Here is a 22,487-nt window from a genome sequence, read left to right as displayed (position 1 = left end):
TCCCCTTTTTTAAATGTTGAACATCATCGCCGTCAGCAGGAAATCCAGGCCCAGCACGGTGAGGGAGGCCATCACCACCGTGCGCGTGGTGGCGCGGGAGACACCCTCGGGCGTCGGCTGCGCTTCGTAGCCTTGCAGCAATGCGATGAACGTGACGGTGAAGCCGAACACGACGCTCTTGATCACGCCGTTGCCGACGTCGCGCCACACGTCCACGCCGCCCTGCATCTGGCCCCAGAACGAGCCGGCGTCGACGCCGAGCATGACCACGCCGACGACATAGCCGCCGATCACACCGACCGCGCTGAACACAGCCGCCAGCAGTGGCATGGTGATGACGCCCGCCCAGAAGCGCGGCGCCAGGATGCGCACCACGGGGTCGACGGCCATCATCTCCATCGCGCTGAGTTGTTCGCCCGCCCGCATGAGGCCGATTTCCGCCGTGAGCGAGGTTCCCGCGCGGCCCGCGAACAGCAGCGCGGCCACGACCGGGCCGAGCTCGCGCACCAGTCCCAGCGCCACCAGCAGGCCCAGGGCTTCGGCCGATCCGTAGCGCTGCAAGGTGTAGTAGCCCTGCAGGCCCAGCACGAAACCGACAAAAAGCCCCGACACGGCAATGATGGCGAGCGAATAGTTGCCGAGAAAATGAATCTGGTCCCGCACGAGGCCGAAGCGGCGGAAGGTCGTGGCGCCGGGGCCGAGCAGCCGCACGAACAACCCGGCCGCATGGCCGATGTTCGCGAGCTTGCTTCGCACGGCGAAACCGATGTCCGAAGGCCGCCACCAACTCATCGCAGGCCCCGCGACTGGCGTCTTGCCGCGTTCATCGGGTCAACTCCGCGCTGCGCGCTGCGGTGCGAGCGCCTTCGGGCGGCCGGGCGGCGCTCATTGGGCAACCTCCGCGCTGCGCGCTGCGGTGCGAGCGCCTTCGGGCGGCCGGGCGGCGCTCATGCCCGCCCCCCGTGCGAGTTGCCGAAGTCGTCCGCCACGCTCACGCCCGGATAGTGAAAACGCACCGGCCCATCGGGCAGCGCATTCACGAACTGGTGCACCAGCGGATCGGTGCTTTGGCGCACCTCGTCGGGCCGGCCCTGCGCGGCGATGACGCCGTTGGCCAGCACGATCACGTGGTCGGCAATGCGAAAGGTTTCCTCGAGATCGTGCGAGACGATGATGCTGGTCAGGCCAAGCGTGTCATTCAGTTGCCGGATCAGCCGCGCTGCAGTGCCGAGGGAGATCGGGTCGAGGCCGGCGAAAGGCTCGTCGTACATGACGAGATCGGGGTCGAGCGCGATGGCGCGGGCCAGTGCCACCCGACGCGCCATGCCGCCCGACACTTCGCTCGGCATCAGGTCACGCGCGCCACGCAGGCCGACCGCGTCGAGTTTCATCAGCACGATGTCGCGCACCAGGGCCTCGGGCAGCCTGGTGTGTTCGCGCAAGGGAAAGGCGACGTTGTCCAGCACGCTCATGTCGGTGAACAGCGCGCCGAACTGGAACAGCATGCCCATGCGACGTCGTGCCGCATAGAGGGCGGCCGGGGCCATCTTGCCCACGTCCTGTCCGTCGAAGAGCACCTGGCCGGACTGGGCGCGCTGCTGGCCGCCGACGAGGCGCAACACTGTCGTCTTGCCGCCGCCGGACGCGCCCATGAGCGCAGTCACCTTGCCACGCGGCACGCTGAAGGACACCTCGTTCAGGATGACGCGCGCGCCGTAGCCGAACGTGACGTCCTTGAATTCGACCAGTGGAGGGAATGGAGTGCTCATGAAACAGAAAAGCCGGGAACCTCTTCAGGCGTCCCGGCTCAGCGGTCCCCTATGATAAATGAACCATGGGGTGCCCTCCTGCAGCGGTCAGCGCGGCAGGTCGCTGTACCCCATGAGGAACTCGTCCACCGCACGCGCGCCCTGGCGGCCTTCGCGAATGGCCCAGACCACCAGCGACTGGCCGCGGCGGATATCGCCTGCGGCAAACACCTTCGGCACGTTGGTCGCGTAGCCGCCGGTAAATTCCACCGTCGCCTTGGCATTGCCGCGCGCATCCTTCTCGACGCCGAAGGCATCCAGCACGCCAGCGACCGGGCTCACGAAGCCCATGGCCAGCAGCACCAGGTCGGCCTTGAGAATCTTCTCGCTGCCGGCGACCTCGACCATCTTGCCGTCCTTCCATTCGACGCGAACGGTCTTCAGGCCGGTGACCTTGCCCTTGTCGCCGATGAATTCCTTGGTCGAGATGGCGAACTCGCGCTCGCAGCCTTCCTCATGGCTGGAGCTGGTGCGCAGCTTGATCGGCCAGTAGGGCCAGGTCATCGGACGGTTTTCTTCCTCGGGCGGCTGCGGCATGACCTCGAACTGCGTCACGCTAACGGCGCCATGGCGGTTGCTGGTGCCGACGCAGTCGGAGCCGGTGTCGCCACCGCCGATCACGATGACGTGCTTGCCGTCGGCGCGGATCTGGCCCTTGACCTTGTCGCCCGCGTTGACCTTGTTCTGCAACGGCAGGAATTCCATCGCGAAATGGATGCCATCCAGATCGCGGCCAGGCACGGGCAGATCGCGCGACTGCTCGGCGCCGCCAGTCAGCAGCACGGCGTCGAATTCCTTGTCAAGCTGCTCGGGCGTGATCGTTTCCTTGGCCCAGTTGATGACCTTGGAGCCCTTGCCGAGCGGATCCTTGGCGGCACCGATCATTACGCCAAGACGGAAGGTCACGCCCTCGGCCTTCATCTGCTCGACGCGGCGGTCGATGTGGGTCTTCTCCATCTTGAAGTCGGGGATGCCGTAGCGCAGCAGGCCGCCGACACGGTCGTTCTTCTCGAACAGCGTGACGTCATGGCCGACGCGCGCGAGCTGTTGCGCCGCCGCCATGCCGGCCGGGCCGGAGCCGACCACCGCGACCTTCTTGCCGGTCTTGTGCTTGGCAGGTCGCGCGTCGACCCAGCCTTCGTCCCAGGCGCGGTCGATGATCGCGTGCTCGATCGACTTGATGCCGATCGGATCGTCATTCACGTTCAGCACGCAGGCTGCTTCGCACGGTGCGGGACAGATGCGGCCGGTGAACTCCGGGAAGTTGTTGGTCGAGTCCAGCACCGCGAAGGCGTTCTGCCAGTCGTCGCGGTAGACCAGGTCGTTGAAGTCGGGGATGATGTTGTTGACCGGGCAGCCGCTGTTGCAGAACGGCGTGCCGCAGTCCATGCAGCGCGCGCCCTGCACCTTGGCTTGCGCAGGCGTCAGGCCGACGACGAATTCCTTGTAGTGCTTGACGCGCTCGTCGATGGGCTTGTAGCCCTCCTCGATGCGCTCATGCTCCATGAAGCCCGTGATTTTTCCCATCGTGATGTCCTCTGTTCTTTCTTGTGCTTCGCGTCAGACCTTGGCCGGCTTGCGCATCGCGTGCGGCTCCAGGCCGGCATGCGCATCGTTGCCGCTGCTGGCGAGCTCGACCTGCCGGTCGTGGATCTCGGCGAGGGCGCGCTTGTATTCGTTCGGGAACACCTTCACGAACTTCGTGCGGGCCGTCGGCCAGTCGTCGAGCAACTCACGTGCGCGCTTGCTGCCGGTCCAGCGGTGGTGGTCTTCGAGCAGCTTCCTGAGCTGCACCTCGTCGGTCTGGCCGGTGTGCCAGATCTTTTTGTGCATGCTCGCGGTCTGCTCGGCGCTGGTGAGCACCTTGTCAAGCGAGACCATCGACAGGTTGCAGCGCGATGCGAACTGCCCATCCTCGTCGTAGACGAAGGCCACGCCGCCGCTCATGCCGGCCGCGAAATTGCGACCGGTCTTGCCCAGCACCGCGACCGTGCCGCCGGTCATGTATTCGCAGCCGTGGTCGCCCGTGCCTTCGACGACTGCCGTGGCACCCGACAGCCGCACGGCGAAACGCTCGCCCGCCACGCCGCAGAAGTACGCTTCGCCGGTCGTGGCGCCATACATCACGGTGTTGCCCACGATGGTGTTGCGCACCGCTTCGCCGCGGAAGTCGAGGCTGGGCCGCACGACGATGCGCCCGCCCGACAGGCCCTTGCCCGTGTAGTCGTTGGCATCGCCGATCAGGTACAGCGTGATGCCGCGTGCCAGGAACGCGCCGAAGGACTGGCCGCCCGTGCCTTCGAGCTGGATGCGGATCGAATCGTCCGGCAGGCCTTCCGGATGCACGCGGGTCAGAGCGCCCGACAGCTTGGCGCCGACGGTGCGGTTGACGTTGCGCGCCACCTCGATGAACTGCACCTTCTCGCCCTTGTCGATGGCCGCGCGCGACTTCTCGATGAGCTTGGTGTCGAGGTTGTGCTCCAGGCCGTGGTCCTGGTTCTGGACATGGAAGCGCGGCACGTCGGCCGGCACCTCGGGCAGCGCGAACAGGCGGCTGAAGTCCAGGCCACTGGCCTTCCAGTGCTGGATGCCCTTCTTCATGTCGAGCAGGTCGGCGCGGCCGATCATCTCGTTGAAGGTGCGGATGCCCAGCTGCGCCATGATCTGGCGCACTTCTTCCGCGATGAAGAAGAAATAGTTGACGACGTGCTCGGGCTTGCCGGAGAACTTCTTGCGCAGGATCGGATCTTGCGTAGCCACGCCCACCGGGCAGGTGTTCAGGTGGCATTTGCGCATCATGATGCAGCCTTCGACGATCAGCGGCGCGGTGGCGAAGCCGAACTCGTCCGCACCCAACAGCGCGCCGATGGCGACGTCGCGGCCGGTCTTCATCTGGCCATCGGCCTGCACGCGCACACGGCCGCGCAGGCGGTTCAGCACCAGCGTCTGTTGCGTCTCGGCCAGGCCGATTTCCCACGGACCGCCCGCGTGCTTGATGGACGACCAGGGCGATGCGCCCGTGCCGCCGTCATGGCCCGCGATCACGATGTGGTCGCTCTTGCACTTGGTCACGCCCGCGGCCACCGTGCCCACGCCCACTTCGCTGACCAGCTTGGTGCTGATGCTGGCATGTGGCGCGACGTTCTTCAGGTCGTGGATAAGCTGCGCCAGATCCTCGATCGAATAGATGTCATGGTGCGGCGGCGGGCTGATGAGGCCCACGCCCGGCACCGAGTAGCGCAGCGCGCCGATGTAGTTCGACACCTTGCCGCCCGGCAATTGCCCGCCTTCGCCGGGCTTCGCGCCCTGCGCCATCTTGATCTGGATCTGGTCGGCCGAGGTCAGGTACTCGGCGGTGACGCCGAAGCGGCCCGACGCGACCTGCTTGATCTTCGAGCGCAGCGAGTCGCCGGCCTTCAACGGCAAATCGACTTCGACGTTGGCCTCGCCCACGACGCTCTTGAGCGTGTCGCCGACCTTCACCGGGATGCCCTTGAGTTCGTTGCGGTAGCGCGAAGGGTCTTCGCCGCCCTCGCCGGTGTTGCTCTTGCCGCCGATGCGGTTCATGGCCACGGCGAGCGTGGCATGCGCTTCGGTCGAGATCGAACCGAGCGACATCGCACCCGTGGCGAAGCGCTTGACGATATCTGCCGCCGACTCGACTTCCTCCACCGGAATCGCCTTCGCAGGATCGATCTTGAACTCGAACAGACCGCGCAGCGTCATGTGGCGGCGGCTCTGGTCGTTGATGATCTGCGCGTATTCCTTGTAGGTGCTCCAGTTGTTGGCGCGCGTGCTGTGCTGCAGCTTGGCGATCGCGTCGGGCGTCCACATGTGGTCTTCGCCGCGCGTGCGCCAGGCGTATTCGCCGCCGGCGTCGAGCATGTTTGCCAGGACCGGGTCGTCGCTGAAGGCGGCCGCGTGGGTACGCAGCGTTTCCTCGGCGATCTCGAACACGCCGATGCCTTCGACGCGGCTGGCCGTGCCAGTGAAGTACTTGCCGACGGTGTCGCTGTTCAGGCCGATGGCTTCGAACAACTGGGCGCCGCAGTAGCTCATGTAGGTGCTCACGCCCATCTTGGACATGATCTTCGACAGGCCCTTGCCGATCGCCTTCACGTAGTTGTAGATCGCCTTCTCGGCCGAGAGGTCGCCGGGCAGGTCGGCGTGCATCGAGGCCAGCGTTTCCATCGCGAGGTACGGGTGCACGGCTTCCGCGCCGTAGCCGGCGAGCACGCCGAAGTGATGCACTTCGCGGGCGCTGCCGGTATCCACGACCAGGCCGGCCGTCGTGCGCAGGCCCTCACGCACCAGGTGCTGGTGAATGGCGCTCGATGCGAGCAACGCCGGGATCGCCACGCGCGTCGCGGTCATGCCGCGGTCGCTGACGATCAGGATGTTGCTGCCGCCCTTGATCGCATCCACGGCTTCGGCGCACAGCGAGGCCAGCTTGGCTTCGATGCCCTCGCGGCCCCAGTCGGCCGGGTAGCAGATGTCCAGCGTGGAGCTCTTGAACTTGCCCTGCGTGTGCTTCTCGATGTCGCGCAGCTTCGCCATGTCGGTGAAGTCGAGGATCGGCTGCGTCACTTCCAGCCGCATCGGCGGGTTGACCTGGTTGATGTCCAGCAGGTTCGGCTTGGGGCCGATGAAGCTGTTGAGCGACATCACGATCGCCTCGCGGATCGGGTCGATCGGCGGGTTCGTCACCTGCGCGAACATCTGGCGGAAGTAGTTGTAGAGCGTCTTGTTCTTGCTCGACAGCACGGCCAGCGGGCTGTCGTTGCCCATCGAGCCGATGCCCTCCTCGCCGGCCTGCGCCATCGGGCTCATCAGGAACTTGATGTCTTCCTGCGTGTAGCCGAAGGCCTGCTGGCGGTCGAGCAGCGAGACCTCGCTGGTCGGCACTTCCGCCGTCGGCGTTTGCACGTTGTCGAGCTTGATGCGCAGGTTCTCGATCCACTGCTTGTAGGGCTTGGTATTGACGATCTGTGCCTTGAGCTCGTCATCGTCGATCATGCGGCCCTGTTCCAGGTCGATCAGGAACATCTTGCCCGGCTGCAGGCGCCACTTGCGGAGGATCTTGTGCTCCGGCACCGGCAGCACGCCGGACTCCGAAGCCATGATGACCAGGTCGTCGTCGGTGACGCAGTAGCGCGAGGGGCGCAGGCCGTTGCGGTCCAGCGTGGCGCCGATCTGGCGGCCGTCGGTGAAGACGATCGAGGCCGGGCCGTCCCACGGCTCCATCATCGCGGCGTGGTACTCATAGAAGGCGCGGCGGCGCTCGTCCATGTTGCCGTGCTGCTCCCACGGCTCGGGGATCATCATCATCACAGCCTGGCTGATCGGGTAGCCGGCCATGGTCATGAGTTCGAGGCAATTGTCGAAGGTCGCCGTGTCGGACTGGCCGGCGAAGCTGATCGGATACAGCTTCTTCAGGTCGGCCGCGAGCACGGGCGAGGACATGACGCCTTCGCGCGCCAGCATCCAGTTGTAGTTGCCGCGCACCGTGTTGATTTCGCCGTTGTGGGCGACGTAGCGGTACGGGTGGGCCAGCGGCCACTTGGGGAAGGTGTTGGTCGAGAAGCGCTGGTGCACCAGGCCCAGCGCGGAGACGCAACGCTCGTCCGACAGGTCCTTGTAGTAGACGCCGACCTGGTCGGCCAGCAGCAGGCCCTTGTAGACCACCGTGCGGCTGGACATGCTCGGAACGTAGTATTCCTTGCTGTGCTTGAGCGCGAGGTTCTGGATGTTTGCGCTGGCGGTCTTGCGGATCACGTACAGCTTGCGCTCCAGCGCGTCCTGCACGATGACGTCGTTGCCGCGGCCGATGAAGACCTGGCGCAGGATCGGCTCGGTCTTCTTGACCGCGGGCGACATCGGCATCTCGGCGTTGACCGGCACGTCGCGCCATCCGAGCAGCACCTGGCCTTCGGCCTTGATGGCGCGCTCCATCTCCTGCTCGCAGGCCATGCGCGAGGCATGCTCCTTGGGCAGGAAGATCATGCCGACGCCGTATTCGCCATACGGCGGCAAGGCCACGCCCTGGTTGGCCATTTCCTCGCGGTACAAGGCGTCCGGAATCTGGATCAGGATGCCGGCGCCGTCGCCCATCAGCTTGTCAGCGCCCACGGCGCCGCGATGGTCGATGTTCTCGAGGATCTTGAGCGCCTGGGTGACGATGTCGTGGCGCTTCTCGCCCTTGATGTGGGCAACGAAGCCGAGGCCACAGGCGTCATGCTCGTTGGCGGACGAATACAGCCCGTGTTTTTCCAGGTGTTGGATCTCTGCGTCCGTGGTCATGGGCGTACTCCTTCTTCAATTTTTTCGCGGGGGAAACGGAGAATATTGCATTGCACAAACAGTGCCAAGAACTTTAATTGGGGTCAGATTCCAAATAATTTCCGAATCAATCAATCAAGTATTAATTGGGGACACATCAGACTTGATAGCAATGAGGGCCCGAAAAACAAGCCTTCGAGTCACTTTTCAACCGGTAGATTTCAGCGATTGCGGCCGACGTCCAGCTCGCACCTTGGCAACGCGCCGTGGCGTCGCTGACTGCAGTTTTTCGACAAAGTCTGCGTCTCCCGCGGCCCACCCCTGCAACGCCGATTCGGTAAGCAAGCTCTGGTCCCGCGCCGACACGCCTGCACGCACCAATTCAGCATAAGCCGCCTCTCGCGCGAACGGAGTGTTTCCAAGCGTCCAGTACAGCGGATGGGGCGTCAACAGGCGATCCGTGCGCAGCCCCGCATAGTGGTTGTGGCTCGACCACGGGTAGTCGCGCGCCTCGCGGACCATGCCCGCGCGCACGGGATTGAGGTCGATGTAGGCCATGCAGGCCAGCAGGTACCTGTCGGCCTGGATCAAGGTGGAGCGGTAGCGCCCTTCCCAGAGCGTTCCGCTGCGGTGATGGCGGTCGTTGAACCAGCGCACGTAGCTGCGGCCGACGGCCTGCATGAGCTTGGGCAGCCCCTCGACCGTCGCGGGCGTGGCCAGCAGGTGGAAGTGATTGCCCATCAGCACATAGGCATGCAGCGCCACGCCGAAGCGCGGCGCGTTCTCGCCAAGCAGCGCGAGCATGCGCTGATGGTCTTCTGCGTCAATGAAGATCGCCTGCCGGTTGTTGCCACGCTGGATCACGTGGTGCGGCTGGTCCGCGAGCGTGAGGCGGGGCAGGCGGGCCATGGCGTATAGGCCGGGCCGGCTCAGGCTGGCGACGCGACAGGTTCTGGCGAACGCGGGACTTCGGGCAGCGGAAAACGCGTCGGCTGCAGCGCATCGAGCCCGAACTGCGCCAGCAGTTCGCGCAGGCGCTGCGCCGCGCCGGCCTTCCGATGGCCGGTTCGCCGCGCGATGATCAGTTCGTTCTTCATGCTGTGCTCCCAACCGACCAGTTCGGTCACCGTGACCTGATAGCCGTGCGCCTCCAGCAGCAGGCAGCGCAACACGTTGGTGAGTTGGCTGCCGATCTCGCGCGTGTGCAGCGGATGCCGCCACAGCTCGGCGAGCGGCGTGCGCGAAAGGGCCAGCGCCTTGGTCTCGCGCAGGCAGGCCGCCAATTCGGCCTGGCAGCAGGGCACGAGCACCATGTAGCGCGCGTTCTTGGCCAAGCCGAAGGCGATCGCGTCATCGGTAGCCGTGTCGCAGGCATGCAGCGCGGTGACCACATCGATCTGCGCGGGCAGTACCGCCGAATGCGCCGACTCGGCCACGCTCAGGTTCAGGAACGACATGCGGTCGAAGCCGAGCTGGCTCGCCAGGGCCTTCGATTTGGCGACCAGCTCGCCGCGTGTCTCGATGCCGTAGACGTGCCCGCCACCGAGCGCCTTGAAGAACAGGTCGTAGATGATGAAGCCCAGGTACGACTTGCCGGCGCCGTGGTCGGCCAGCGTCGCACTCGCGCCCTCGCCCGGCAATTCGCGCAGCAGCTTCTCGATGAACTGGAACAGGTGATAGACCTGCTTCAGCTTGCGGCGCGAGTCCTGGTTCAGGCGGCCCTCGCGCGTGAGGATGTGCAGTTCCTTCAGCAGCTCGGTCGACTGGCCCGGACGCACGGCGTCGGCCAGTTCGGCCTCGGCCTTGAGGGCTTTCGCGCTTGCTTTCATGGCGTGGCCGCCCGGGATCCGACATCGAGCGCGGCCCAGCCTTCGGCGCCAAGCACTTCCAGCGTCTCGATGTTGCGCTCGAAGATCTCTTCCGCGTCCGGGAAGGCCTCGACCGCGCGGCTCACGCTGTCTTCTCGCAGCAGGTGCAAGGCGGGATAGGGCGCGCGATTGGTGGCGTTGCCGATGTCATCCGGCTCCGTGCCGCCGAACTGGAACTGCGGATGGAAGGTCGCGAGCTGCAGCACGCCGTCGTAGCCGGCGCGCGCGAGCCGGCGTTCGGCGCGCGCGCCGAAGTCGTTGAAGTCGAGGAAGTCAGGCAAGGTGTTGGGCGCGATCAAAAGCGTAGTGTCGCGCACCGCGGCATCCTGTGCGAGCAGCGCCGCCGCCTCGGCCAGCAGCGCGTCGAGCAGGCCGCCATCGCTTTCGGCCAGGTAGACCGCCCAATGGATCTGCGCCTTGACGTGCACCGCCTTGGCAAAGGGACAGAGATTAAGCCCGATCACGGCCCGCTCGAGCCAGCGGCGGGTATCGGCGACGGCGTGTGCTTCATCGATCATCGCGATTTCCTTCCTGCAACTCACGCGGTGGCGCGCCGCCCCATGCCGGGCAGGCGCGATGCCAGCACGATGCCCGCCATCGAGCATGCCGCGGTCACCGTCCAGGTCCATTGCCAGCCACCGACGCGATGCGCGATCCATGCGACCAGCGGCGGCGCGATGAACTGCCCGAATGCCGAGGCCTGCTGCATCATGCCCACGGTCGTCGACACGGTGGCGGGCCCGGGCGCCAGGCGCACGGCGAGCATGAACAGCGTGGCCGGCACCGCGCCGCCAAACAGCGAAAACACACACACCGCCACATAGCGCAAGGCCGGCGGCAAACCCATCGCGTGGGCGCCCTGCCCCCACTGCGCGAACGCCATGATGCTGCCGAGCGCCATGACGCCATAGCCGATGCGCAACAGTTGCGCGGGCGCCAGGCCCCGCTGCAACCCGCGCCCGCCGGCGATGTTGCCCACGATGTTCATGGCCGCCGCGGTCGCGGTGAGCACGGCGCTCCATCCCGACCGCACGCCGGCCTCCGCATAGATCGAGGGAAGGAAACCGATCACCGCCATCCATTGCGATGAGTAGACGGCAAAGGCCAGCGACACGAACCATGGCCCCGGCGCGGCGAGCGTCGTCTTCAGGCGGCTGCGCCAGTCCGCGGCGGCGGGTCCCTTGACGCGCGGGCCATCCGAGGGAACCGCTCGGGCCACCCACAAGGCGGCGCCGCCGGACAGCAGCGACAGCACCCACCACCATCCGGGCCAGCCCGCCCACGCGATCAGGCCAGGGCCGCAGAGCAGTGCCAGGGCCACGCCCAACGGCATGTAGGCGCCCCAGATGCCCAGCGCGGCCTTCTCGGCGCCCGGCGGCGTCATCGCGCGGATGAGCCCCGGCGCGGGCATTACCACGAGCAGGAATCCCAGGCCTTCGATGGCGCGCAGCAAGAGCAGCCACGCCACGACCCAGGGGGATGCAAACTGCCCCGCGACACCGCCCAGGACGCTGGCCGTGGTCGCAATCACCAGGCCGATCAGCATGCTGCGCCGCAAGCCGATCGCGTCGGCGGCCAAGCCGACCGCCAAGCCCAGCGTCATGCTCGCCAGTTGCACCAGCGAGAGCATGAAGCCGGCCTCGACCAGGGACAACCCGAGCGTGGATTGGAGAGCAGGAATGGCCGGCGACAGCTTGCCCAGATGCAAGGCCACGCTCACGCCGGCCGCCACGACGGCGAGTGCGGCCATTGGCACGCGGACGGTCATCGAAGGACCCCCGCGCTTGTCGCTGCGGCGCGAGCTTGCTTGGGGCGGCCCGGCGCTGCGCTCATGCGATCCACCGCTTTCCCGTCAGCCGCTCGTGTTCGCGCATCGCGAATCGATCGGTCATGCCGGCGATGTAGTCGGCCACGGCGCGTTCCTTGTCGGTGCGGCCGGCAAAGGAATCGGGCATCTCCGCGGGCTTGTCGAGGTAGGCCGCAAACAGCCCGGCCACGACGTCCTTGGCCTGCTCGGTCGTCTGCATGACCTGCCGATGGCGGTACAGGTTGTGCAGGAGAAAGCGCTTGAGCGCGGCGGATTCGGCGCGCATCGCATCGCCGAACAGCACCAGCGGCCCGCAGCGTTGCGCTGCATGGGCGTCCGCTGGCGCAGCGGCGTCCAGGGCAGCCCGGGTGGTGTCGATCACGTCGTAGACCTGCGCGCTCAGCATGCGCCGGATCGCCTCGTAGAGCACCCGGCGACCTTGCAGCTCCGGATACTCGGCGAGCGCCTGCGCCCGATGGCGCTCGAACAATTCAACTCCCGCGAGGTCCTCGATGCGGATCAGCCCGGAGCGCACGCCGTCGTCAATGTCGTGCGCGTTGTAGGCGATCTCGTCGGCCAGGTTGCAAAGCTGCGCTTCCAGCGAGGGTTGGATGCGGTCGAGGAATCGCCGCGCTACGCCATCGGGCTCCTGCTTTTCGAGCCGCTCGGCATTCACGCGCGAGCAGTGCTTGAGGATGCCTTCGCGCGTTTCGAAACTCAGGTTGATGCCGTCGTACTGCGGATAGCGGTGCTCGAGTTCGTCCACCACGCGCAGGCTTTGCAGGTTGTGCTCGAAGCCGCCGTAGTCCGCCATGCAGGCATCGAGCGCATCCTGCCCCGCATGTCCGAAGGGCGTGTGGCCGAGGTCATGCGCCAGCGCGATGGCCTCGACCAGGTCTTCATTGAGCCCCAGCGCACGGGCAATGGAGCGCCCCAACTGCGCGACCTCCAGCGAATGCGTGAGCCGCGTGCGGAACAGGTCGCCTTCATGGTTCAGGAATACTTGCGTCTTGTAGACCAGCCGCCGGAAGGCGGTGGAATGGACGATGCGGTCGCGGTCGCGCTGGAATGCGTTGCGCGTGGGCGCGGGCAGTTCCGGATGGCGCCGGCCGCGCGAGTGCGCGGGGTCGCAGGCATAGCAGGCAAGCGACGGCGTCATTCCGTTTCAGGGCCCGGACAAGGACCGGTTGCAGAAACGATGGGCTTCAGGCCCGGCAGCATTGCGCCAGCACTTCCCGCACCAGCGCCTCGGGTGCGGCGCGCATGACTGCCGACCCGGGTCGGTCGAGCAGTACGAAGCGGATCTCGCCGCCCTCGGACTTCTTGTCCACGCGCATCAGTTCGAGGTAGCGCTCCGCCCCCAGTGCCGGCCCCACGATTGGCAGGCCCGCGCGTTCGATGAGCCGAGTCAGTCGCGCCACGAAAGCCGCATCCACGCCCCCCAGGCGCTGCGACAGTTGTGCCGCCATCACCATGCCGCAACCGACGGCCTCGCCGTGCAGCCACTCGCCATAGCCCAGGCCCGACTCGATGGCATGGCCGAAGGTATGGCCGAAGTTGAGGATGGCCCGCAGCCCCGATTCGCGCTCGTCCTGACCGACGACCTCGGCCTTGATCTCGCAACTGCGCTTCACCGCAAGGGCCAGCGCAGCGCCGTCGCGCGCCACCATCGCGTCCATGTGGGCCTCGATCCAGTCGAAGAAGGCCATGTCGTAGATCGGCCCGTACTTGATCACTTCGGCAAGGCCCGCGCTGAGTTCGCGCGCCGGCAGCGTCTTCAGCGTGCCCAGGTCGCACAGCACGAGTTGCGGCTGGTAGAACGCGCCGATCATGTTCTTGCCGAGCGGATGGTTGATGGCCGTCTTGCCACCCACCGAGGAATCGACCTGCGCCAGCAAGGTCGTCGGCACCTGGACGAAGGGCACGCCGCGCATGTAGCTGGCAGCCGCGAAGCCGGTCATGTCGCCCACCACGCCGCCGCCCAGCGCGAACAGCACGGTCTTGCGGTCGCAACCATGGCCCAGCAGCGCATCGAAGATCAGGTTGAGCGTGGGCCAGTCCTTGTAGACCTCCCCGTCGGGCAGTTCCAGCAGGTGCACCGAGCGGAAGCGTGGTTCCAGGACGGCGCGCAGGCGCTGTGCGTAGAGGGGCGCCACGGTGGTGTTGCTGACGATCAGCGCGCTGGCCGATGCCGGCAGGCCCGCGTAGTGCGACGCATCGTCGAGCAGGTCGTCGCCAATCAGGATGGGGTAGCTGCGGTCGTCGAGGTTTATCTCGACACGTTCCAGGGTCGCGGTCAAAGGCATCCCGCGAGTTTAGGCCCAGCAGGCTGGGCGTTCATTCGCGGGGGTCAACGGGCGGCAGATCGGGCGGCGGCGCCGGGACCACGATGCCCGCCAGTTCCAGCTGCATCACGATGATGTTGACCAGCATGGCGACCGAGGGCCGCCCGGTCTCGACGATGTCGTGCGCAGTTTGCCGGTACAGCGGGTCCCGCGCGCCATGCAGTTCGCGCAGGCGCCCCAGCGGATCGGCCACCTGGAGCAACGGACGCTTCACGTCGTGACGCAGGCGCCGAAACAGGTCTTCGGGCGAGGACCGCAGGTAGATCACGTGGAAGCTGCCGCGCAGCATGGCCCGGTTGGCCTCGCGCAGCACCGAGCCGCCGCCCGTCGCCACCACGCCGGTGGCGGTCCGGGCCAGATCGGCGATGACCTGCTGCTCGATGTCACGGAAGCTGGCCTCGCCTTCGCGCTCGAAGTAATCGCGAATCGAGCAGCCTATGCGCTGCTCGATCACGTTGTCACTGTCGATGAAGGGGAGTTGCAAGCGCTGACCAAGGCGCCTGCCCACTGCGGATTTTCCGGCGCCGGGCAAGCCGACGAGTGCGACCGCCATGCGGTTCAGCAACGGCCGCGCATCAGCGCGCGGCGTTGCGGTCAGTGATCATTTTCGGGGTGATGAAAATCAGCATTTCTGTCTTGTTGGACGTGCGATTCTTCGTGCGGAACAGTGCGCCGAGGTAAGGCACCTCGCCCAGCACAGGCACACGCGTATCGTCGGTGGATTCGGTGAGCTCGAAGATACCACCGATGACCACCGTGCCGCCGTTCTCCACCAGCACCTCGGTCTGCACGTGCTTGGTGTTGATCGCGAAGCCTGCCGTCGTCGCCTGGCCGACGGTGTCCTTGTTGACGTCCAGCGTCAGGATGATGTTGCCTTCAGGCGTGATCTGCGGCGTCACTTCCAGCTTCAGGTTGGCCTTGCGGAATGCGATGGAAGTCGCGCCGCTCGAGGTGGCCACCTGGTAGGGCAGTTCGGTGCCCTGCTCGATCAGCGCCTTGGTCTGGTCGGCCGTCACCACACGCGGGCTGGACACGACCTTGCCCTTGCCGTCTTCTTCCAGCGCGGAGATCTCGAGGTTCAGGATCCGCGACAGGCTCGAGCTGAACAGCGACAGTGCGAACGCACCCGGCTGCGCACCGCTGGCCAGGGCCGCGGGCAGGTTGATGAAGTTGCTGTTGGCGAAGCTGGCCGTCGACGAGTTGGCCGTCGAATTGGTGTAGGTCGTGCTCGTGGCACCAACCAGCGCGTTGTTGACCAGCCCGTTGACCAGAGGATTCGGACCAGCGAAAGTGCCCGGACCGTAGGTGTTGATGCCGGCCGTCCGCACCCCGTTGGTGATCGCGGGCTGCACGCCGAAGCTGCTGGTGGAATTCAGCACACCGCCACCCAGCTTCACACCCAGCGACTTGCCGAAGGTGTCCGAAGCCTCGACGATGCGCGCCTCGATCAGCACCTGACGAACCGGCACGTCGAGCTTCTGGATCATCTCGGTGACCTGCGCCAGTCGCGAAGGAATGTCGGACACGAAGAGCTGGTTCGTCCGCGTCTCTGCGATGACGGAGCCGCGAGCGCTCAGCAGTCGCGTCGTCGTGACGCCGCCGCCGCCGCCGACGCCGGTGCCGCTCAGCTGCTGCTGGACGATCGCGGCCTTGGTGTAGTTGAGCTGGTAGGACTGGGTGCGCAGCGGCTCCAGCGTCTCGATCGCTGCGGCGGCCTCGAACTCGACCTTTTCCTTGGCATTGATCTCATCCTTCGGTGCGATCCACAGCACGCTGCCGTTCTTGCGCATGCCGAGGTTCTTCGCCTGCATGATGATGTCGAGCGCCTGGTCCCAGGGCACGTCCTTCAGGCGCAGCGTCAGCGAGCCCGTCACCGAGTCGGAGGTCACGATGTTGAAGTTCGTGAAGTCGGCGATGACCTGCAGCAGCGAGCGGATCTCGATGTTCTGGAAGTTCAGCGACAGCTTCTCGCCAGAGTAGCCGGGGCCGCGCGTCAGCTTGGTCGGGTCGACCTTGCGGGCGCGCACTTCGACCACGAACTGGTTCTCGCTCTGGTAGGCGCTGTGCTCCCATTCGCCGGTGGGCTCGATGGTCATGCGCACGCGGTCGCCCGACTGCTGCGTGGTGATCAACTGCACCGGCGTGCCGAAGTCGGCCACGTCGAGGCGCCGGCGCAGGCCCTCGGGCAGCGTCGACTTGGTGAATTCCACCACCAGGTTCTTGCCTTGCTGGCGAATGTCCACGCCCACCTGGTTGTTCGGGAGGTCGACGATCACGCGGCCGGTGCGGTCAGGCCCGAGGCGGAAGTCCACATCCTTGATCGGCAGCATGTCACGGTTGCGGTTCTCCGCGAAAGCGCCTTGCTGCGACGCGACCAGCGCCGGACCGACGACCGGCTCCAGCGACACCAGCAGCGACTTGCCCTGGATCTCGGTCTTGTACGCGGTGGCCTGCTTGAGGTTCAACACCAGGCGCGTGCGTTCGCCGGCCTGCACGACGTTGACCGAGCGCAGGTTGCCCTGGTTGATTTCGATGGCCGAGCGGCCGATGCCGTTCGTCACCCCCGGGAAGTCGAGCGCGATGCGCGCGGGCGTCTGGATCGCGAAGCCGGTCGGCGGCGCGGTCAGCGGCTGCGTCAGGTCGATGCGGATCACTTCGGCACCGGACTGCATCGAGCTTGTCACGTTCTCGATGGCATTCTGCGCATGAACGACCGCGGCGGCGCCGAGCGCCACCAGCGTCGTGCCGGCGGCTCTGAGCCACTTGGCGGCGATGGTTTGTACTTGCTTCATTTGGTCGGCCTCTCTTGCAGTTGCAGCGTCGCCACGCGTTCGATCCATTCACCGGCGGCGTCCTGCACGATTTCACGCAAGCCGAGTTCGGTTTCTGTGATGCGGGTGATGAGCCCGTAGTTGAGTCCCAGGTGCTCGCCGACGCGCACCTGGTAGAGCAGCTTGTCGACGCTGATCAGCGCTACGGGCTTGCCGTTGCGGTTGAGGCTGCCGACCATCGCCATCGAGTCGAGCGGGAAGGCTTCCAGCGCCTCCTTGCGCCTTGCCAGTTCAGGCCCGATCAGCCCCGAGGTGCTGGGCTGGGCCGAGTCGCGCCGCAGCGCCTGGGTCAACTTCTGGATGTCGAAGGGTTCCGTCGCACCGACTTCGGTGTAGGCCTGCGGCGTGAACTTCTTTGGCTCGGAAATGGGCGTGACGCTGGGCTTCACCTGGGCCCGCTGCTCGACCATCCACTGTTGCAACTCCTCGCGGTCGGAGTGGCCGCATCCGGCCAGGCCCACGACCGCCGCGGCCATCAGCAATACCTGCAGCAACTTCATTTCTTAGCCCCCGCCGCTGCTGCCGCGGCTGCCTTCTTCTGCATGTTCTGCTCTTCCGCATCCAGGTAGCGGAAAGTGCGCGCGGTGGCGTCCATGGTGAGGGAGCCATCCTTCGCTGGCGCCAGCGCGATGTTGTTCAGGGTCACGATGCGCGAGAGGTTCGCAATGTCGGCCGCGAACGAGCCCATGTCGTGATAGCGGCCGGTGACGCGCACCGCGATCGGCAACTCGGCGTAGTAGTCCTTGACCACCACCGTGCCGGGCCGGAACAGTTCGAACTGTAGGCTTCGTCCTAGGCCGGCCTGGTTGATGTCCGACAGCAATGCGTCCATTTCGGCCTTGCTCGGCAATTGCTTTTCCAGCAACGTGACGTATTGTTGGACCTGCTCGCGCTGCTTTTTCAGCATGTCGAGATTTGCGGCCAGGACGACCTTCTTCTGGTAGTCGGCGCGCAGCGTCACTTCCTTCGCGCGCTCAGCCTCGAGCGTGTCGTTCGAGTTGGTGAGCCAGACGAACCAGAGCGCCACCAGCACCAGCACCGTCACCAGCACGCACAGCGCGTAGCGCGGCACCGCCGGCCAGACGGACGGATCGTTGGGGTTGAGGCCGCGGAACTGGTCGCCGAAGCGGCGCAGCGATGCGGAGACGTCGAAATTCGGAGCGGAGCGTCGTGTTGCCATGGCGCCTATCCTTTCACCGGTGCCGCGGGCGCGGCGGCGGGTATCGCACCGTCGGCCGGCTTTTGCACATCGGTCGGCCGCTTGAGGCCGATCTTCATCGTGAAGTTGGAAACGCGACGCGTGTCGCGCGGGCTCAATGCCACGGTTCCGGCGGTGATTTCAACCAGTTCCGGCTTGACCAGCCACGGGCTGCTGTTGCCCAGGTTGCGCAGCAGTTCCGAGACGCGCTCGTTGGACTGCGCCACGCCCTGCAAGGTCACCGCCTGGTTGTCCTGCTTCATGTTGATGAGGTAGACGCCATCGGGCAGTTGCCGCACCAGTTCGTTCATCAGGTGGACCGGCATGTTGCGGTCGCCCTGCAGGTCTTCCACGGCCTGCTGCCGTGCACGCAAGGCGGCGATCTCGGCCTGCAGCGTGGAGATCTCCTTGATCTCGGCCTCGAGCTTGGTGATCTCGGACTGCAGGTAGGCATTCTTGTCCTGCTGCGCGGAGATCTGCGCCTCGAACCAGACATAGGCTCCGCCGGCGATCAGGCCACCCGCCAGCGCGGCGGCGCCCAGCGACGCATAGAAGGTCTCGCGACGCCGCTTTCGCGCCGCCTCCCGGTGAGGGAGCAGATTGATGAGGATCACTGCACGAACCTCCGCATGGCCAGTCCACAGGACGTGAGGTAGGACGGCGCTTCGCGTCGAACCTTCTTTTCGCGGATGCCAGGGCCCATCTCCATGCCGTCGAACGGATTCAGGAGCGAACAGGCGAACGAGGTCTGGCGCGTGACCGCGCTGGTCAAGCCCGGCAGGGCAGCCGAGCCGCCCGCCAGCAACACATAGTCGACACGGTTGTGCGGCGTGCTGGTGAAGAAGAACTGCAAGGCACGCGCGATTTCCTGCGCAATGCTGGCCACGAAAGGCTTGAGCACGCCGGCGCTGTAGTCGTCCGGAAGGTCACCGCTGCGCTTCTTGGTCTCGGCTTCTTCCGCGGAGAAACCGTACTGGCGCACGATCAGTTGCGTCAGTTGCGCGCCGCCGAAGGCCTGGTCGCGGTCATAGAGCACTTCCTGGTTGCGCAGCACCTGCATGCTGGTGGTGTAGGCGCCCACCTCGAACAGCGCGACCACGGCATCGCGGCCCTGCCCGGGCAATTGCTCGATGAGGCGCGCCGTTGCCAGCCGCGATGCATAGGACTCCACATCCAGGATCAGGGCCTTGAGCCCGGCCGCTTCGGCCAGGCCTTGGCGGTCCTGGACCTTTTCCTTGCGCGAAGCAGCAATCAGGACCTCGACATCACCCGCCGAACTCGCGTTCTGGCCGATCACGCAGAAGTCCAGACTCACTTCGTCGAGCGAAAAAGGAATGTATTGATTGGCTTCGGACTCGACCTGAATCTCGAGTTCCTGTTCGCTCATGCCGCCGGGCAGAACGATCTTCTTGGTGATAACCGCGGACGGCGGCAATGCCAGGGCCGCGTTCTTGGTGCGGGTGCCGCTCTTGCGGACCACGCGACGCACCGCTTCGGCCACCTCGTCGAACTTCTCGACGTTGCCGTCGGTGATCCATCCCCGTTCCAGCGGCTCGATGGCGCAGCGTTCCAGCACCAGCTTTCCGGTGGCGTCGCGGCCGAGTTCGACCAGCTTGACGCTGGACGAACTGACGTCCAACCCAAGCAGGGGAGCGGGCTGACGACGAAACAACGATCCCAGTGCAGTCAAGTTGAATCCCATCCGCTTGTAACGATTGGAAATATTTGCGAGTGGTTGCATGCTAGCAGTAAGCACAGCACCGAACCAAGCGCCCGACCTTGAATCAGAAACAGTTCGTTGTCAAAAGTAGACGCTAATCTTCACTTCTGCAACTTACATCACGGATTGAATCGGTCTGTATTAAGACCGCATTTCGCCCGGCCGAAGCAAGGGCGCCTTTTTATAATGCCCGGCTGACTCCGCCACTTTCCATGCCCGAAAAAACAAAAGCCTCCGGGCCCGCCAAAACCCCTGCTGCCCGACCAAGGCGTCCCGCCTGGATCACCTGGCTGTTGAGATTTTTCCTCTGGACCACCGGCCTCGCCATTGCGGGCGTGCTGTCGATCCTGTTCGTGGTGGCCGTCGCACTCGCGGTTGCGTATCCCAATCTTCCCGATATTTCCGAACTGGCCGACTACCGCCCGAAGCTCCCGCTGCGCGTATTTTCATCGGAAGGCATCCAGATTGGCGAGTTCGGCGAAGAGCGTCGCAATCTGACACCGATCGACACGATTCCCAAGGTCATGAAGGATGCGGTGCTGGCCGCCGAAGACGCCCGCTTCTACAGCCACGGCGGCGTCGACTACAAGGGCATGCTGCGCGCGGGACTGGCCAACCTCAACAAGGTCAAGAGCCAGGGGGCCTCGACCATCACGATGCAGGTGGCACGCAACGTCTACCTGAGTTCCGAGAAGACGCTGACGCGCAAGATCTACGAGATCCTGCTGACCTTCAAGCTGGAACACCTGCTCACCAAGGACCAGATCCTCGAGATCTACCTGAACCAGATCTACCTCGGCAACCGTGCCTACGGGTTTGCCGCGGCGTCGGAGGCCTACTTCGGCAAGCCGTTGAAGGACATCACCATCGCCCAGGCCGCGATGCTGGCCGGCCTGCCCAAGGCGCCCGGCGCCAACAACCCGGTCAACAACCCCTCGCGCGCCCGCGGCCGCCAGCTCTACGTGATCGACCGCATGCAGGACGCCGGCTTCATCACCGCGGAACAGGCCGACGAAGCCCGCAAGGAAGAACCCCAGTTGCGCGATGCCCAGGACCCGAACCGCCTGCACGCGGAATACGTGGCCGAGACGGTGCGCCAGCTCATGTACGCCCAGTACGGCGACACCACCTACACCCGCGGCCTCAAGGTCTACACCACGCTGGTCGCTGCCGACCAGGCCGCCGCCTACAAGGCGCTGCGCAAGGGCATCATGGACTACGAGCGGCGCCAGATCTACCGCGGCCCCGAGAAGTTCGTCGACCTCCCGCAGAACCCCAAGGAACTGGACGACGCGGTCGACGACGCCCTGTCCGACCACCCCGACAACGGCGACGTGATGTCGGCCGTGGTCCTCAAGGCCTCCGCAAAGGAAGTGACCGCCGTGCGCGGCAACGGCGAAACCCTGACCATCAGCGGCGAAGGCCTGCGCCCGGCCCAGTCCGGTCTGGCCGACAAGGCCGCGCCCAACATCCGGATCCGCCGCGGCGCGGTGATCCGGATCGCCAAGACGCCGAAGAACACTTGGGAAATCACGCAATTGCCCGAAGTCGAAGGCGCCTTCGTCGCGATGGACCCGCGCGACGGCGCCATCAAGGCACTGATCGGAGGGTTCGACTTCGACAAGAACAAGTTCAACCACGTGACGCAGGCCTGGCGCCAGCCGGGCTCGAGCTTCAAGCCCTTCATCTATTCGGCCGCGCTCGAAAAGGGCTTCTCGCCGGCCACGGTGGTCAACGACGCACCGCTGTTCTTCGACGCGGGCACCACCGGCGGCCAGCCTTGGGAGCCGAAGAACTACGACGGCACCTTCGAAGGCCCGATGCCGCTGCGGCGCGCGCTGATGAAGTCGAAGAACATGGTGTCGATCCGCATCCTGCAGTCGATCGGCACGCACTACGCGCAAGACTGGATCACCAATTTCGGCTTCGACCGCGACAAGCACCCGGCCTACCTGCCGATGGCGCTCGGGGCCGGCTCGGTCACGCCGATGCAGATGGCGACCGCCTATTCGGTCTTCGCCAACGGCGGCTACCGAGTCCCCCCCGTGCTCGTGTCGCGCGTGACCGACCACAAGGACAAGGTCCTGGTCGACCGGCAGCCGCCTGTGCTGAACGACAGCATGCGCGCCATCCCGCAGCGCAACGCCTGGATCATGGACAGCCTGCTGCAATCGGTCGCCAGCGGCGGCACCGCGGCCAAGGCGCAGGCCACGCTGAAGCGTACCGACCTCTACGGCAAGACCGGCACCACCAACGACTCGCTCGACGCGTGGTTCGCCGGCTTCCAGCCCACCATCGCGGCCATCGCCTGGATGGGCTACGACACACCACGCAAGCTCGGCGACAAGGAGACCGGTGGCGGCCTGAGCCTGCCGATCTGGATCTCCTTCATGGAAACCGCGCTCAAGGGCGTTCCGGTGGCCGAGTTGGCGGCGCCGCCTGGCGTGGTCAATGTGGGCAGCGAGTGGTATTTCGACGACTACGCGCCGGGCCGCGGCGTGTCCAGCCTGGGTGTGGACAACAGTGGTTCGTCGTCCGCGCCTGCCGCCGAATCGTTGACGGGCGCACCGGTCGCCCCGCCGGCACAGCCGGAAGAACGCAACCGCATCCTCGACCTGTTCCGGAACTGAG

17 protein-coding genes are annotated in these 22,487 nt (G+C 65.7%); 1 reads left to right on the top strand and 16 read right to left on the bottom strand.

The annotated features are described in order from the left end of the window. Positions 1 to 9: 9 nt before the first annotated feature. From mlaE to HCU76_RS19925, 16 genes are all read right to left on the bottom strand, one after another. Positions 10 to 792 carry a lipid asymmetry maintenance ABC transporter permease subunit MlaE gene (mlaE, locus tag HCU76_RS20000; protein WP_213953138.1) on the bottom strand — a complete coding sequence of 261 codons (783 nt, stop codon included), beginning with the start codon at positions 790 to 792 and terminating at the stop codon, positions 10 to 12. A gap of 155 nt (positions 793 to 947) precedes the next feature. Then, entirely contained in the window at positions 948 to 1,769 is an 822-nt protein-coding gene (locus tag HCU76_RS19995) for an ABC transporter ATP-binding protein (RefSeq protein WP_213953137.1), read from the bottom strand. Positions 1,770 to 1,856: 87 nt separating this feature from the next. Beyond that, positions 1,857 to 3,335 (bottom strand): glutamate synthase subunit beta, encoded by a 1,479-nt coding sequence (locus HCU76_RS19990; protein WP_218510440.1) that lies wholly within the window; start codon positions 3,333 to 3,335, stop codon positions 1,857 to 1,859. A gap of 33 nt (positions 3,336 to 3,368) precedes the next feature. Further along, positions 3,369 to 8,108, bottom strand: coding sequence for a glutamate synthase-related protein (locus HCU76_RS19985; protein WP_218510439.1), 4,740 nt, complete (start codon positions 8,106 to 8,108; stop codon positions 3,369 to 3,371). Positions 8,109 to 8,294: 186 nt separating this feature from the next. Continuing rightward, on the bottom strand, positions 8,295 to 8,996 hold the full coding sequence (locus HCU76_RS19980; RefSeq protein WP_218510438.1) for a transposase: 702 nt from the start codon (positions 8,994 to 8,996) through the stop codon (positions 8,295 to 8,297). A 20-nt stretch (positions 8,997 to 9,016) separates the two neighbouring features. Next, positions 9,017 to 9,916: an SAM-dependent methyltransferase gene (locus HCU76_RS19975; RefSeq protein ID WP_218510437.1), complete on the bottom strand. Its 900-nt coding sequence runs from the start codon at positions 9,914 to 9,916 to the stop codon at positions 9,017 to 9,019. Next, a complete protein-coding gene (locus tag HCU76_RS19970) occupies positions 9,913 to 10,473 on the bottom strand; it encodes a DUF1415 domain-containing protein (RefSeq protein ID WP_218510436.1) in 561 nt (186 codons plus the stop codon). Before HCU76_RS19970 ends, HCU76_RS19975 begins: the two co-directional genes overlap by 4 nt. A gap of 20 nt (positions 10,474 to 10,493) precedes the next feature. Then, positions 10,494 to 11,723: a CynX/NimT family MFS transporter gene (locus tag HCU76_RS19965; RefSeq protein WP_218510435.1), complete on the bottom strand. Its 1,230-nt coding sequence runs from the start codon at positions 11,721 to 11,723 to the stop codon at positions 10,494 to 10,496. A gap of 61 nt (positions 11,724 to 11,784) precedes the next feature. Continuing rightward, positions 11,785 to 12,921, bottom strand: coding sequence for a deoxyguanosinetriphosphate triphosphohydrolase (locus HCU76_RS19960; RefSeq protein WP_218510434.1), 1,137 nt, complete (start codon positions 12,919 to 12,921; stop codon positions 11,785 to 11,787). A 46-nt stretch (positions 12,922 to 12,967) separates the two neighbouring features. After that, on the bottom strand, positions 12,968 to 14,068 hold the full coding sequence (aroB, locus tag HCU76_RS19955; protein ID WP_218510433.1) for a 3-dehydroquinate synthase: 1,101 nt from the start codon (positions 14,066 to 14,068) through the stop codon (positions 12,968 to 12,970). Between the two features lie 31 nt (positions 14,069 to 14,099). Further along, entirely contained in the window at positions 14,100 to 14,660 is a 561-nt protein-coding gene (locus HCU76_RS19950; RefSeq protein ID WP_218510432.1) for a shikimate kinase, read from the bottom strand. A 22-nt stretch (positions 14,661 to 14,682) separates the two neighbouring features. Then, positions 14,683 to 16,899: a type IV pilus secretin family protein gene (gene pilQ / locus HCU76_RS19945; RefSeq protein WP_213953127.1), complete on the bottom strand. Its 2,217-nt coding sequence runs from the start codon at positions 16,897 to 16,899 to the stop codon at positions 14,683 to 14,685. Next, positions 16,896 to 17,438 (bottom strand): pilus assembly protein PilP, encoded by a 543-nt coding sequence (locus HCU76_RS19940; RefSeq protein WP_213953126.1) that lies wholly within the window; start codon positions 17,436 to 17,438, stop codon positions 16,896 to 16,898. Before HCU76_RS19940 ends, pilQ begins: the two co-directional genes overlap by 4 nt. After that, positions 17,435 to 18,118, bottom strand: a complete 684-nt coding sequence (locus HCU76_RS19935) for a type 4a pilus biogenesis protein PilO (protein ID WP_218510431.1) — start codon at positions 18,116 to 18,118, stop codon at positions 17,435 to 17,437. The genes HCU76_RS19940 and HCU76_RS19935 overlap by 4 nt, the downstream gene beginning before the upstream one ends. A gap of 5 nt (positions 18,119 to 18,123) precedes the next feature. Continuing rightward, positions 18,124 to 18,750: a PilN domain-containing protein gene (locus HCU76_RS19930; protein WP_213953124.1), complete on the bottom strand. Its 627-nt coding sequence runs from the start codon at positions 18,748 to 18,750 to the stop codon at positions 18,124 to 18,126. Beyond that, positions 18,747 to 19,826 carry a pilus assembly protein PilM gene (locus HCU76_RS19925; RefSeq protein ID WP_213953123.1) on the bottom strand — a complete coding sequence of 360 codons (1,080 nt, stop codon included), beginning with the start codon at positions 19,824 to 19,826 and terminating at the stop codon, positions 18,747 to 18,749. The genes HCU76_RS19930 and HCU76_RS19925 overlap by 4 nt, the downstream gene beginning before the upstream one ends. A 242-nt stretch (positions 19,827 to 20,068) precedes the next feature. Between HCU76_RS19925 and HCU76_RS19920 the strand changes: the two genes are divergently transcribed. Continuing rightward, a complete protein-coding gene (locus tag HCU76_RS19920) occupies positions 20,069 to 22,486 on the top strand; it encodes a penicillin-binding protein 1A (protein WP_213953122.1) in 2,418 nt (805 codons plus the stop codon). The last annotated feature ends 1 nt before the right edge of the window (position 22,487 follow it).

The organism is Variovorax sp. dw_308 (assembly GCF_019207085.1).
Classification (GTDB): Bacteria; Pseudomonadota; Gammaproteobacteria; order Burkholderiales; family Burkholderiaceae_C; genus Variovorax.
This window is presented reverse-complemented; position numbering and strand designations above follow the sequence as displayed.

Coding starts and splice junctions, on each gene's coding strand:
- HCU76_RS19970 (WP_218510436.1), bottom strand. CDS start 10,473: ATGATCGATGAAGCACACGCCGTCGCCGATACCCGCCGCTGGCTCGAG.
- aroB (WP_218510433.1), bottom strand. CDS start 14,068: ATGCCTTTGACCGCGACCCTGGAACGTGTCGAGATAAACCTCGACGAC.
- HCU76_RS19990 (WP_218510440.1), bottom strand. CDS start 3,335: ATGGGAAAAATCACGGGCTTCATGGAGCATGAGCGCATCGAGGAGGGC.
- HCU76_RS19950 (WP_218510432.1), bottom strand. CDS start 14,660: ATGGCGGTCGCACTCGTCGGCTTGCCCGGCGCCGGAAAATCCGCAGTG.
- HCU76_RS19920 (WP_213953122.1), top strand. CDS start 20,069: ATGCCCGAAAAAACAAAAGCCTCCGGGCCCGCCAAAACCCCTGCTGCC.
- HCU76_RS19935 (WP_218510431.1), bottom strand. CDS start 18,118: ATGGCAACACGACGCTCCGCTCCGAATTTCGACGTCTCCGCATCGCTG.
- HCU76_RS19965 (WP_218510435.1), bottom strand. CDS start 11,723: ATGACCGTCCGCGTGCCAATGGCCGCACTCGCCGTCGTGGCGGCCGGC.
- pilQ (WP_213953127.1), bottom strand. CDS start 16,899: ATGAAGCAAGTACAAACCATCGCCGCCAAGTGGCTCAGAGCCGCCGGC.
- HCU76_RS19980 (WP_218510438.1), bottom strand. CDS start 8,996: ATGGCCCGCCTGCCCCGCCTCACGCTCGCGGACCAGCCGCACCACGTG.
- HCU76_RS19985 (WP_218510439.1), bottom strand. CDS start 8,108: ATGACCACGGACGCAGAGATCCAACACCTGGAAAAACACGGGCTGTAT.
- mlaE (WP_213953138.1), bottom strand. CDS start 792: ATGAGTTGGTGGCGGCCTTCGGACATCGGTTTCGCCGTGCGAAGCAAG.
- HCU76_RS19975 (WP_218510437.1), bottom strand. CDS start 9,916: ATGAAAGCAAGCGCGAAAGCCCTCAAGGCCGAGGCCGAACTGGCCGAC.
- HCU76_RS19960 (WP_218510434.1), bottom strand. CDS start 12,921: ATGACGCCGTCGCTTGCCTGCTATGCCTGCGACCCCGCGCACTCGCGC.
- HCU76_RS19940 (WP_213953126.1), bottom strand. CDS start 17,438: ATGAAGTTGCTGCAGGTATTGCTGATGGCCGCGGCGGTCGTGGGCCTG.
- HCU76_RS19995 (WP_213953137.1), bottom strand. CDS start 1,769: ATGAGCACTCCATTCCCTCCACTGGTCGAATTCAAGGACGTCACGTTC.